Annotated in this window: 10 protein-coding genes; 7 read left to right on the top strand and 3 right to left on the bottom strand. The window is 46.0% G+C overall.

All coding sequences use genetic code 11. The features are described from left to right. Positions 1-80: 80 nt before the first annotated feature. The 4 genes from L6439_RS24490 (at position 81) to L6439_RS24480 (ending at position 3734) form a co-directional block, all read left to right on the top strand. Entirely contained in the window at positions 81-605 is a 525-nt protein-coding gene (locus tag L6439_RS24490; RefSeq protein ID WP_213471115.1) for a transposase, read from the top strand. A gap of 415 nt (positions 606-1020) precedes the next feature. Beyond that, complete coding sequence (locus L6439_RS29815; protein WP_213471116.1) at positions 1021-1125, top strand: hypothetical protein; 105 nt, start codon at positions 1021-1023, stop codon at positions 1123-1125. Positions 1126-1578: 453 nt separating this feature from the next. Further along, positions 1579-2655: a ribosome small subunit-dependent GTPase A gene (rsgA, locus tag L6439_RS24485; RefSeq protein WP_143802265.1), complete on the top strand. Its 1077-nt coding sequence runs from the start codon at positions 1579-1581 to the stop codon at positions 2653-2655. Further along, a complete protein-coding gene (locus L6439_RS24480) occupies positions 2652-3734 on the top strand; it encodes a phosphotransferase enzyme family protein (RefSeq protein ID WP_213471117.1) in 1083 nt (360 codons plus the stop codon). The genes rsgA and L6439_RS24480 overlap by 4 nt, the downstream gene beginning before the upstream one ends. Before the next feature lie 445 nt (positions 3735-4179). On the opposite strand, the gene L6439_RS24475 is transcribed toward L6439_RS24480, so the two are convergent. The 3 genes from L6439_RS24475 to L6439_RS24460 form a co-directional block, all read right to left on the bottom strand. Next, positions 4180-4626 (bottom strand): hypothetical protein, encoded by a 447-nt coding sequence (locus L6439_RS24475; RefSeq protein WP_213471118.1) that lies wholly within the window; start codon positions 4624-4626, stop codon positions 4180-4182. Then, positions 4610-5083 carry a MerR family transcriptional regulator gene (locus tag L6439_RS24470; RefSeq protein WP_143802263.1) on the bottom strand — a complete coding sequence of 158 codons (474 nt, stop codon included), beginning with the start codon at positions 5081-5083 and terminating at the stop codon, positions 4610-4612. The genes L6439_RS24475 and L6439_RS24470 overlap by 17 nt, the downstream gene beginning before the upstream one ends. A 278-nt stretch (positions 5084-5361) precedes the next feature. Continuing rightward, positions 5362-6291 (bottom strand): MBL fold metallo-hydrolase, encoded by a 930-nt coding sequence (locus L6439_RS24460; RefSeq protein WP_213471119.1) that lies wholly within the window; start codon positions 6289-6291, stop codon positions 5362-5364. A 630-nt stretch (positions 6292-6921) separates the two neighbouring features. On the opposite strand from L6439_RS24460, the gene L6439_RS24455 reads away from it, so the two are divergent. The 3 genes from L6439_RS24455 to L6439_RS24445 all read left to right on the top strand — a co-directional run bounded on the left by L6439_RS24455 (position 6922) and on the right by L6439_RS24445 (position 10597). Continuing rightward, on the top strand, positions 6922-7587 hold the full coding sequence (locus tag L6439_RS24455; RefSeq protein ID WP_213471120.1) for a response regulator transcription factor: 666 nt from the start codon (positions 6922-6924) through the stop codon (positions 7585-7587). Beyond that, complete coding sequence (locus L6439_RS24450; protein WP_213471121.1) at positions 7580-9004, top strand: HAMP domain-containing sensor histidine kinase; 1425 nt, start codon at positions 7580-7582, stop codon at positions 9002-9004. The genes L6439_RS24455 and L6439_RS24450 overlap by 8 nt, the downstream gene beginning before the upstream one ends. 156 nt (positions 9005-9160) lie before the next feature. Continuing rightward, the gene (locus L6439_RS24445; RefSeq protein ID WP_213471122.1) at positions 9161-10597 is read left to right on the top strand and encodes an ABC transporter permease; all 1437 of its coding nucleotides are present in this window, start codon (positions 9161-9163) and stop codon (positions 10595-10597) included.

Genomic DNA, 10597 nt, shown 5'->3' with positions numbered 1-10597 from the left:
CGGCCGAAATAGGCCGCAGGAAGGGCTGAGAGAGATAGCCGACGACGTTCTGATAAGGAATTTCAACAGGAATGCTAGGCTTGGAATCGATCTCACCGGCAAAATTATGCCGCAAGCATAATCAGGTGGATCCGAACCTGCTCCAGCAGGTTTTCGAGCGGCTGGCTATGCAGATTTTGTCTAGACATGGTTGTTCGATAGCAGACCGCAAAGCACTCCGGATTATCGACTCTACCACCGTTGCTCTTTGCTTGCGGAGGTACAAGTGGGCCGACTTTCGCAAGACCAAGGCAGGTATAAAGCTTCACCTCCGCCTTGCTTTTGCAGATGCTCATGAGGTCCTGCCAGAGAAGGCAACCATTACGACAGCCAAGAAAAATGACCGGACACAGATGGATGACCTTATCGAAGATGCCGGAATCACCTATGTGTTGACCGCGGTTACGTGGACAGCGGTGGCTGAAGGCTCTGATTTGGAAGCCCTATGCACAGCGGATCGGGCGTATGAAGCGAAAACCGAGCCGCAAGTCGGCAGGACGAAAGCGGTTAGAACCCACGTAACCGAGCCGGCCCGAAGGGCGTTGTCTGACGCAAAAGCCAAGTAAATATACATAAATTTTCAAATGGACAGGGCTACCTTTAGTGGCTGCTCGACCTTTTGGTTCTCATGTTAGATGATAATTATCTGAATTGTCTGTCAATGTTTTATGCAACGCTAGTGAGAATATCTAAGGCATTGAAATAACTTCTGGATAAAACTACCACCCAAATCTGCTTGGTAGTTTTTTATTTTGTAAAAGGGGTCGAATAAACTGAATTGAGATTTTTAAGACTCTCTTTATATCCTGCATTTCCTGCATAAATCCCATTTACAGCACAGTCTGGTGGTCAAAAAGTGTGGAACCAGTAGTAAATGTTGTGAACCGACATGCAAGATGATTGAACGTCTAGAAGGGAGCCCGGGGGAATGATTCGGGCTCCCTTCAGACCGTTCGAAATAATGATATCGTTACGATCGATTTGAGTCCTGTAATGAACAGCTACTGCGGGGATTATGCCAGAACCTATATCATTCGGAATGGACAAGCATTAACTGAAGATGAGCTGACGCAGCACTGCCTGTAGACTTTGTTTCTAATGGAATCGTCTAAAGCCTTTTATCCAAATATATACATACAGCAGGAAATATGGTATATTACTTATGTTGTACCGTGGTTTATAAATGTGTAAAGGGGCTGTTTCGTAATGAAAAACGCAAAAACATTTGAGGTATCCCATACTTAAAACCGAATAAGGGCGCATGACTGAATTTTTACGGGGATTGTATCCCTTTATTTAGTATGCCAAAAAAGTAACCTTTCGTGAATATTGAAGCTTTGGTCAAAAGCAACGGTAGCACACTTCTGGGTGTGTTATTTTTATGCTCATTTTTCCTTCATCATTGGACCGCAGCAGACAGCCATGAACGGCTGCTTGCTGCGGTTTTTTTGCATTGCGCCCTGGACGGTAACAAAGTATGGCCTGTAATGCGGTTTCTCGGACGTGATTTTTCTTTACAAAAACAGCAGGGAGGCATCCATGAACACTTTTACACTACGTGACTACGGCTTCACGCCGCAACATGATCCCCTACACACAGATGGAACCTACGCAAGGGTTACCGCTGTGCATAAACAACATTACAGCCTCATAACCGAGCAGGGGGAATGCCTTGCGCGACTGAAGGCGGGTATCTACTTCAACAACTGTACCGAAGAATTCCCTACCACCGGGGATTTCGTGCAAATTCAATATAATCCTGACGGCGAAAGCCTGATTATCAGAACGCTGCCACGCAAATCGAAATTTGCTCGAAATGACTTATCCGGTCATGCGGCTAACTTTGCAAAGACCGTAAAAGAGCAGACGGTGGCCGCCAATTTCGACTACGTATTCATCATGCAATCGCTAAACCATGACTTCAATCCGCGTCGGATTGAACGTTATCTGGCTTTATCATGGCAATCGGGCGCCATTCCCGTTGTCATCCTGACCAAAGCGGATTTGATAACCGATACCTCGGAATATCTTGCGGCGGTGAATCAAATAGCAATCGGGGTTGCAGTTTATGTCATTAGTGCAAAAACCGGTGAGGGCATAGACGGACTTTCCGACTACCTCACAAAAGGGAACACTATTGTGTTTCTCGGCTCTTCCGGTGTAGGAAAATCAAGCCTTGTCAATAAGCTTGCAGGAAAGGAAATGATGAGGGTTAGCGATATCCGCGAGGATGACAGCAAAGGCAAGCATACCACTTCTCATCGCCAATTAATTCTCCTGAGCAGCGGCGTTATGGTCATTGATACGCCGGGGATGCGCGAGCTTGGCATGTGGGAGGCGTCCGAAGGCATCCGTGAAGGATTCTCCGATGTGGAGCGTTACCTGGGTCATTGCAAATTCTCCGACTGCGGGCACGCAGGTGAGCCGGGTTGTGCCGTCAGAGCCGCCATACAAAACGGTGAGTTGCCGAAGGAGCGTTGGGACAGCTATCTCGCTCTCAGAAGGGAAGCCGCATTCGTAGAGGACAAAGCTGCCTATTTGCGCAACAAAACGGCCCAGATCGTGGCTTCAAAAGTAATAGAGAGACAGCAAAAAAGAGGAGGAAAACATAGATGAGCATAACCTACCAAGCAGCGGCCGCAACAGCACAAAGTCTGTTATTGCCCGCAATTAAGAAACTATATGGTTTAGAGGGCTACTCCTTTTCCCAAATTCCACCGCATGACGGCGGTAGAAATCTGGTGTACACCTGCCATAAAGCAGAAGCACAGGATATGGTCATCCGAATCTCTTTTCTGGACGACCGCAGCAAAGATGACTTTGTGGGCGAGCTCGAATATATCTGTTATTTGCACGAACACGGAGGCAGTGTATCCAATGTCATCCACTCCAAGAATGGTCGGCTTCTGGAAGAAATTCAGCATGAGGGTCAAGTCTTCTTTATCTGTTTGTTCGAACGGGCCCCAGGGAAGCAGCTTGCGGAAAACCACTACCGTTATCGGGATGGAGCGCCACTGACCGAATACTTCTACAACTGCGGCAAAACGCTTGGCAAGCTGCACCAATTGTCCAAAGCCTACCAGCCCACCCGGCAGAGATACGATTTCTTCGATAAATACAATAAAACCTATATAGAACAAATAGTTCCCGACTTCTTGTCGCCGACGGTCAAGGAGAAATTGTTCCGTATTCTTGAGCAATTGCAGGGGCTCAACAGGCATTCCGATCATTATGGCATGGTTCATTTTGATTACAGTGACGGAAACTATAACATCGATTACGATAACGGACAGATTACGGTATTTGACTTCGACAACTCCTGTTTCTGCTGGTATATGTACGACTTGGCGGGTCTGTGGGGACATGGCGTTGGCTGGATTCAATTCGAAAAAGACGTAAACAAACGGATGAAGTTTATGGAAGACTATTTTGAGACTGTTCTGGACGGCTATCGCTCCGAAACTGATCTTGATGATGCTATGCTGGAGCAATTGCCTTTATTTATTCAAACGACTATCTTGGAGGATATGATTGACGCATTTGAGGTGGCACAACATAACGGAGAGCAAGTGGAGTGCGACGAAGCATTGTTGTACCTTATCAAATGTTTGGAGGAAGACATCCCGTATAAAGGATTTTTCCACGACATTTATTCATTCGAAGCGCCTTTTCAATACGAGGAAAACAAGAGGTAACAGCGGTCATGGGCAGTGATGTATTGAATTAGGGATAAACCATCGGTTCTCTTCCCCTGATGCGGGTGATTGTGCATTGCGGAGGAACCGGTGGTTTTTCTTTTGGTTTGTTTATATAACATACTTGCCAATAATCGATTCAATAATTTTGGAGTTGAAAAATATGACAGTATGCCTATGCAGCATTGAGCTGCGTTTTAATCTGGGCTAATGTATCCCCAACTTGAGCTTGATAGTAGACTTCATAGCGGTAGACCCGATAAGCGGAGGAGCCGATGGTCGCCAGATCGGTATCCGATTTCGGAGGCCACATTAGACTCGGAGGTTAACTGGTACACATGTATTTTAGCATCTGCTCAAAAGTGGTAAAAGCCAATTTATTGAGCTAACGTTTCCCGTTAGCGTATTGCGATCACTGGCAGTGATACGCCCCCCAGTTAGTTCTTTAAACTTTCCTACTGGATTGTGCCGATTGACTTCCCAACTCTTTTTTCTTCATTCTTATGCCCAGTATGATGAAAGCGACATAGATTAGGATGGCAATCGAATCAATTAATGTGTCCGTAAGTGCCGAAACATCATAATATGCCGTTACACCAAGAATGACAATCAGACGAACGAGCAGAAGTGACACGATTATCCATGCAGCAGACCGGATCTTCGATCGCTCGCTTTGAAATGAGAGGATAATGAATACAATGCCGAAGATCAGATTCTCCGCAGTGATAATATGCCAGACATACCTAAATACTATCCGTGTATCCATGGCTATATCATTCACCAAGAGCATCGGCAGTACAGCGGATTGCCCGTTCCATGCGTGTGTAACGGCAAACAGTATTGCAAGAACGCCAGCAATCAGATAGTAATAATTTTTAATTTTCACGTCCATCACAATCCTCCTTAGTTATTCCAGGATCCTTCTTGTGCAGATCCCGGTAAATCTCCCGAACGAACGCTGCCAGCCGCTGGTCACTTTCATGATTAAAGTCCCTTAGTGATTCAATTGCTACGTCTAGCAACTGACTGACCTTTTCAAGATGTGCAATTTTTTTGCGCGTTTCTGCTTTTTTGGAATCAAGGAATTCAGCGACCTCCTGGTAATAAGCAGGATCTACACTCTGCATTCTGTGGAATTGAAACTTCTCTTTGATTTCTTCTAGAGAAAAGTCCGCATACTTCATGATTTGAATATTCATCAAATCGATGAGGTCCTCCTTAGAATAACTGCGGTAAGAATTGTGTTCCCGAGACGGTGAGACGAGTCCAATACGGTCATAGTACCGAAGCGTATCCTTCGGGATACCAAGTATCCGTGAAACCTCTTTTATAGAATATTGTTTTTCCATACATCAAAAATAACATTGGAGTAAACTCCAATGTCAATACGTTTTTACTATTTTTTTCACGCGGTATTCTAACAACCACTCTGTTACTGCACCTGACGAGCTTCGTACTTGCATTAATGAGTACATACACTTTTACGACACTGAGCGCTATCAGTGGACATTAAAGAAGATGACCCCTAACGAATAGGAATCATCTTCTGGCAACGTAGTGATTTTTTATACTGTCCACGTTAAGGGCCACAGTTCAAGGCCGTCAGCTACCGGCCGTCAGCGTTATATCATGGCCAGGAACGCTCACCCTTGATCACCTGGGCGCCCAATTCCAGATCACTTGTGTTCTTTAAGTCCGGATGGGCCTTCTGCATCGCTGCAATCAGCTCTGCGGAATTTTTGGCCTGCTTTGCCGCAGCTTCAAATTCTGCAAGGTAGTCACGGGTAAAGACGACGCTGGATGTATCTTCGGAGCTCTTGCCCAGGTAATGGCCCGGGATAACCCGTTCCGGCTTCAGGGCAAGAATCCGCTCCAGAATCTCCCGCCAGTGGTCACGGCTCTCCGGGGTCTGGTTGTCTGCCATCCAGACGTGCAGGTTCTCGTAGATCGGCACACCGCCAAGGATGGTCTTTTTCGACGGAACCCACAGGACGGTATGCGACGGATCCGGACCGTCGAGACCGATCACCTGCACGGTTTCGCCATCGACTGTCAGTTTATCCCCGTCAAGGACATCAGGGACGATCAGCGCGGTTGGGGCGTTTTCTTTCAGGATCGGACTCCAGAAATCGCTTTTGAGCTGGATAGTTGCCTTGATCCCTTCCACAGTGGCCGGGGTGGCAACGATCTTTACGTCAGGAAATGCCTCGCGGATCGCCGACAGGCCGAAGTAGAAATCCGGATCCTGGTGGCTGATATAAACCGTAGTCAGCTTCTTTCCGGTGTCGCGGATCATCTTGACCAGTTGCTCGGCGTAGTTCTTTTCGATCTGAGCATCGACGAGCAGTACCTCGTTCGGTCCTTCGATCAGGCTTGAGGTCACGGAGAAGAGGCCGCTTTCTCCAGGGTTGAACGGCGTGATCTTGAGGTCCGTCGCCGGCGTTTGAGTTCCTTCGCTCGCGGTATTCGTCGTACTCGCCTCGCCGGAGCATGCGCTCAGCAATAACGCGATACAAAGCAATAAAATAATTCCCATCGATGATTTCTTACTAAACATCGTCAAATCTCCCTCTTCCTTATATTGATAACGATTTTGGCTACCAGCATGTCATGCACGTCGTAATCCACGACTCTCCTTTCATTGGATTTCGAGATTTGGTGTTGTAACCAACTTTATTACAACCATTCCAAAAAAAATGGGTTCACTTTATTTTCCGATAACCGGATTCGTTCCGACGCTGCCAGCAATCCATTCCGATGTGGCAGTGCGCATCCTTGGCTGGAACAAGCAATGAAAGAATGTGAACCGCTTTGGAAAATCTGCTGCTTGGTTTCATTACTGACACCCTCGCGGTGTAACTATTATAGTTACAACACATAGCAAGTGTCAAGGGGGCTTTTGAAATTGTTCTCGACGCTCTGGAATCTTCCGGCAGAACACGGAAGAGGGGCGCGAAAGTTCCGAATATCTGTTAAAGCATCTATCAATCAATCCTCCAGACCGCATTCCGTCACCAAAGTGAAAGATATGGTTCAATCTCCGTTGAGCAGAAGCGTAAAAAACACCTTTGTCATGAAGTCTTTGTTATTAAGTCGCCCCCCCTTGGAAAATGATTCAAGGCCATGCTGTTACATCCTAGTTAGATAAAAGTTAGATTTTCATGTTATATTGGCTTCGGGTGAGATTATGGAGATTACAATCTTGGTTGTCGAGGATGATGAGCATATCAGGACGATGGTGCAAAAATTTTTGCAAAACGCGGGTTATCATGTCGATACGTGTTCGGATGGCGATGACGCGCTCGATCAATTTTATAACAAACCGTACCACCTCATCATACTGGATATTATGCTGCCGGGCATGGACGGACAGGAACTGTTGAAGGAGCTCCGTAAAATAAACGATACCCCGGTATTGATGATGACTGCTTTGGGCGATGATCGGAATCAGCTGACCGCATATACGAATGAAGCGGATGATTACGTCACCAAGCCGTTCTCTATGCCGATTCTTGTCAAACGTGTGGAAGCTATTTTACGGCGGAGCGGGGCCATCAAAAAAGAAATTACAGCAGGAAAACTGACCGTCTTCCCCGAAACGTACGGAGCGGAATATAGCGGCGAAAAGATCCAGCTGTCGCCAAAGGAATTTGAGATATTGCTGCTGCTTGCCCAAAACAGATATAAAATTGTATCGCATGAAACGTTGCTGATTAAGATTTGGGGGTATGATTTTGATGGAAACGAGGGTATTATTCACGCAACCATCAAAAAGCTGAGGGATAAATTGCCTAAAAATATCATCAAGACTGTAAAGGGGATTGGTTACTGTTTGGAGGCCGAGGATGATTAAGCGCAGGCTTTTTGGAATTTATGGAAAGGTGTTTTTCTATACCGCGCTGATCTTGCTTTTTGTTATATTTTTTATGTTTATCTTTTTCTTCGACCAAGTCAAATCGGTCGTTGAGTCAACGCAGCGCCAGCAAATATCAGAGGTATTTCAGCCTCTTCTCAATCATCTGCATGGAAAATCCGAGGATGAAATAATGAATATCGCTAAAAATTTTCACGAAAAAAACACGTCCTTTGAATTTTGCTTGGAGGCTTCCGATGGACAAATTTTATATCAAACCGAAAATTTTACGATGATGAAAAATGATATCGGATTACCGCCGCCAAGCCATGTTATCATCAAAGGAAATGCATTTACGGAGCGTAATTATCATTTTCTGACAAGCGATGCCAACGAGCGGTTTCAATTCCTGGTGAAAGCTTCGGGGGGCGTAACCTTATATGTTACGGGTACGATATCGGGAACTAAAGTATATAGCGAAGTCATAGAAAAAATGGTTTTCGCTTTTGGGATGATATTCTTGGCAAGTCTGCTTGCCGCAGCCCTATTTGCCAGACAAATCGCAAAGCCGATTGAAAAAATCGCGAAAGACACCAAGAAAATGGCTGATTTGGAGCCAGTCCCTGCTCCGGCTTCCCGTAAAGACGAGATTGGACAGCTTGCCGGAGATGTCTATAAAATGTATAAAACATTGCAAGTAACAATTCAACAATTGGAAATTGAAATTGAGCGGGAAAAAGAAATGGAAGAGAATCAGCGGTATTTTTTCTCCGCGGCTTCGCATGAGTTAAAGACGCCCATCGCCGCCACCAGTGCATTGCTGGAGGGGATGCTGGAACATGTGATTGCGCCCGCGGAATACCCCAAATATTTACGCGAATGTTTGAAAATGATGAATGAACAAAATCAACTGGTCTCGGAGATCTTAGAAATTGTGACGTTGAGCAATGATATGACCGTACAGGAAAAAGAGCGAATCCATCTTAACGAATTTATGACCGGGATTCTTACTTCCTACCGAACGTTAGCGGATGTAAAAGAGCAAAACATCGATGTGGATATTCCAGAGAACCTGTGCTGTACATTGGATCCAAGCCTGTTCCGCAAAGCGTTGTCCAACATTGTCATGAACGCCGTTCAAAATACGCCGGAAGGCGGACAAATCCATATCTATGCGCAGGAAGTGAATACAAGCGTTCGTCTTTGCGTCTACAACAACGGCGTGAGGATTGAAGAGAAAATGCTGCATAAGCTTGTTGAGCCTTTTTACCGCGAGGATAAAGCCAGAAGCCGGGATCAGGGGCGCAGCGGCCTGGGTCTTACGATTGTAAAAAAAGCTCTCGATTTCATGGGAATCCCGTTTGCGCTTGAGAACGCGGAGAATGGCGTTTTATTTCGAATGGACTTACCATATTAAATAAAATGATGTCTAACCGATTAACCGGCAGATAAACCTGCCGGTTATTTTTTATGTTGGAATCCGAAGTTAGATTAAAGTTAGATTGGGACGGTATTCTATTCTCCGATGAGAATCCGGGGCTCGTCGCAAAACGATTTTCATGGAGGAGAGAACATGTACATTTTAAAAAATGCGCTTCACAATGTGCTGCAAAATAGAGGGAGGAACATTCTGATCGGCGCAATCATTTTGGTCGTTATCGTTACCACCGTGATCACGATTATGATCCGTAACACCGCAAATGGCATCATAGACGACTATAAGGGCCGTTTTGGATCGGAAGTGCGTCTTGAACCTAACATGCAGAAAATACGAGAGGAGGCCATGGCTAACAGCAAAGATGGGCGGGTCATGATAACCATTCCGACGATCCCTGCTGACCACTATATTGCTTTTGGCGAATCGGAATATCTGCAGAGCAGCCTATATACGGCCAGAACCGGTGTAAACAGCGAAAACATAACCGCAATTGACGCGGAGCTTGGCGCGGGAAGCGGCCTGATGCGGATGGGTGGCGGTCCAGGTATGTCCGAGGGTGAACCCATGCAGTTCATGCTGAGTCTTTTCGGAAATAAATTTACTGAATTTGAGGATGGAATGCGGGAGCTTGCGGAAGGAAGAATGCCGGAAGAACGTAACGAGGGTATCATTAGTACGGATTTAGCGGAGAAAAACGGGATTCAAATCGGGGATAAGCTATCGTTATATGGTGAATTGAACAATATGATGGAAGGGAAACGTGCGGATATATCATATGAATTGACCGTGGTGGGAACCTACTATGACGCGACGGACGAATACTCGGAAGGCTCAATGAAAAACGCTTTTACTAACCGCCGCAATGAAATACTTACGACCTATGAGACGGTCGTGCAGGAAATCCAACCAGATATGTCGGGGATCAAGGTTGAAGCGACCTATTTTCTGAAGCAACCCGACATGTTGGATGCGTTCGCTGAGGAAGTATACGATAAAGGGTTGGAGAAAACCTTTGAAGTTACTACGGATGAGGCTTCTTACAATAAAATCATTGGTCCCGTGGAAGGACTCAAAGGCGTGGCTGTGACGTTCATGGCGGTCGTTTTAATTCTCGGGGGCATCATTATCACGCTTCTTTCCTCCATCTCTATCCGGGAGCGCAAATATGAAATCGGCGTCCTGCGGGCGATGGGGATGAAAAAAAGGAAGGTCGCTTTTGGATTGTGGTCTGAAATCTTAATCATAACCTGTGCATGCTTGGCGGTTGGACTTGGGGCGGGCAGTCTGTCAGCGCAGCCAGTCACCAATGCCTTGCTTGCCAACCAGATTGAAATGGCAGAAGAGGCAGCGAATCAACAGCCAAGCGGAGGCAATATGATGATGATGGCTCCGCAGAGCTCCTTTCCAAGCGCAGACGTGGAGCCGCTCAGCAGCATCGATCTTTCCTTAAATATGAACTCGGCTCTTCAAATTATAGGAATCGCGTTGCTGCTCGTATCTTTAGCGAGTCTACTATCGATCACCCGAATTACCAAATACGAACCGATTAAAATTCTTATGGAAAGGAATTAA

Origin of the sequence: Paenibacillus dendritiformis (genome assembly GCF_021654795.1) — a bacterium.
In the GTDB taxonomy this organism is placed as follows: domain Bacteria; phylum Bacillota; class Bacilli; order Paenibacillales; family Paenibacillaceae; genus Paenibacillus_B.
This window is presented reverse-complemented; position numbering and strand designations above follow the sequence as displayed.

Bases quoted from the DNA above. Each gene is read 5' to 3' on its own strand.
- L6439_RS24450 (WP_213471121.1), top strand. From the start codon at position 7,580: ATGATTAAGCGCAGGCTTTTTGGAATTTATGGAAAGGTGTTTTTCTAT.
- L6439_RS24445 (WP_213471122.1), top strand. From the start codon at position 9,161: ATGTACATTTTAAAAAATGCGCTTCACAATGTGCTGCAAAATAGAGGG.
- L6439_RS24470 (WP_143802263.1), bottom strand. From the start codon at position 5,083: ATGGAAAAACAATATTCTATAAAAGAGGTTTCACGGATACTTGGTATC.
- L6439_RS24460 (WP_213471119.1), bottom strand. From the start codon at position 6,291: ATGTTTAGTAAGAAATCATCGATGGGAATTATTTTATTGCTTTGTATC.
- L6439_RS24475 (WP_213471118.1), bottom strand. From the start codon at position 4,626: ATGGACGTGAAAATTAAAAATTATTACTATCTGATTGCTGGCGTTCTT.
- L6439_RS24480 (WP_213471117.1), top strand. From the start codon at position 2,652: ATGAGCATAACCTACCAAGCAGCGGCCGCAACAGCACAAAGTCTGTTA.
- rsgA (WP_143802265.1), top strand. From the start codon at position 1,579: ATGAACACTTTTACACTACGTGACTACGGCTTCACGCCGCAACATGAT.
- L6439_RS24455 (WP_213471120.1), top strand. From the start codon at position 6,922: ATGGAGATTACAATCTTGGTTGTCGAGGATGATGAGCATATCAGGACG.